This is a genomic window from Nonomuraea sp. NPDC026600, from assembly GCF_040638335.1.
Taxonomy (GTDB): Bacteria; Actinomycetota; Actinomycetes; order Streptosporangiales; family Streptosporangiaceae; genus Nonomuraea.
In genome coordinates this window covers 1-1,334 of the sequence record NZ_JBEZYD010000115.1, presented here as the reverse complement: position 1 = coordinate 1,334, position 1,334 = coordinate 1, and the positions used below count along the sequence as shown (strand labels likewise).

Annotated in this window: 1 protein-coding gene; it reads left to right on the top strand. The window is 66.4% G+C overall.

The window, feature by feature from the left end; all coding sequences use genetic code 11:
• Positions 1-152: 152 nt before the first annotated feature.
• Positions 153-1,292 (top strand): ISAs1 family transposase, encoded by a 1,140-nt coding sequence (locus AB0F17_RS66445; protein ID WP_358047860.1) that lies wholly within the window; start codon positions 153-155, stop codon positions 1,290-1,292.
• Positions 1,293-1,334 lie beyond the last annotated feature (42 nt).

Here is a 1,334-nt window from a genome sequence, read left to right as displayed (position 1 = left end):
CAGGGCGATTTCAAAGTAGCCCGTCTGGGGGGATTGTCGCTTGGCGTCCGGATCGATCGTTGTTGCGCAGCGTGACGCCGAAACGAGGATGACCTTCCGTCTGTGATCATGGGAGTTCTCACGCTTCCACATCACCTACAAGAAGGTCATCGGTGTCAGTTTCTCATGCTCGGGCTGATGTTGTTTCGCTGCTGGAGATGCTGGCGGGCATCGCCGATCCGCGTGACCCTCGCGGGGTCCGGCATCCGCTGGTGGCCGTGCTGGGGGTCACCGTGGTGGCGACGCTGGGGGGCGCCGCCAACTACCGGGAATTGGGCTCGACGGCCGCTGATCTGCCGCAGTCACTGCTCGGCCTGCTGGGCGCGCGCCGGCGCCTGGCCATCGGCCGGTATGTCGCGCCAAGCGCCGCCACCCTGAGACGGGTGCTGATCGACGTGGACGCCAACGAGCTCGACGCGGCCACGGGCAGGTGGCTGCGCGCGCACGCGGCATGCGACGAGCATGGATGGGCGATCGCGCTGGACGGAAAGGATCTCAACGGCAGTTGGAACGCCGATGGCCGCCTGGTGCTGTTCTCGGCGATGACGCACCGCGGCGATGGCCGGCACGCCGTGGTGCTCGGACAGATCGCCGTGCCCGAGGGCACCACCGAAACCACTCAGGTGCGCACCCTGCTGACCGGGATGGACATCGCCGGCGCGCTGGTCACCGCCGACGCGGCGCACACCTGCATTGCCACCGCCCGCTACCTGGTCGAAGAACACCGCGCCGACTACCTGATGACGATCAAAGGCAACCGCTCATCTCTGCACGCCGCCGCCCTGGCCGTCGCACGCGCATTGATCTCCGGCGAGCCCGGCCATGTGAACAGCGAACGCGGGCACGGGCGAATCAGCCGGTGGACCACCTGGGCCACCGACATCAACGACACCATCGGCCTGCCCTACGCCACCCGCTTGGCGGTCATCCGCCGCGACACCTGCGACCTGGCCAACCGCCCCCGTAGCAAGGAGATCGCGATCGTGGCCACCAGCCGCGCCGGGCTGTCAGCAGCCGAGATCTCCACCTACACCCGCCGCCACTGGGGCATTGAAAACCTCGAACATCGAGCACGTGACACCGTCTGGCACGAAGACGACCAGCAGGCCTACCTCGGCAACGGCCCCCGGGTCATGGCCACCCTGCGCAACCTGACCCTCGGCCTGTTCGGCCTGCACGGCATCACCAAGATCAAAGAGACCATCCAAGCCATCGGTCGCAAGCCCCAGCGCGCCCTACCGCTGATTACATAGCGTTACAATCCACAATTAGCAGCTGACTTTGAAATCGCCCTG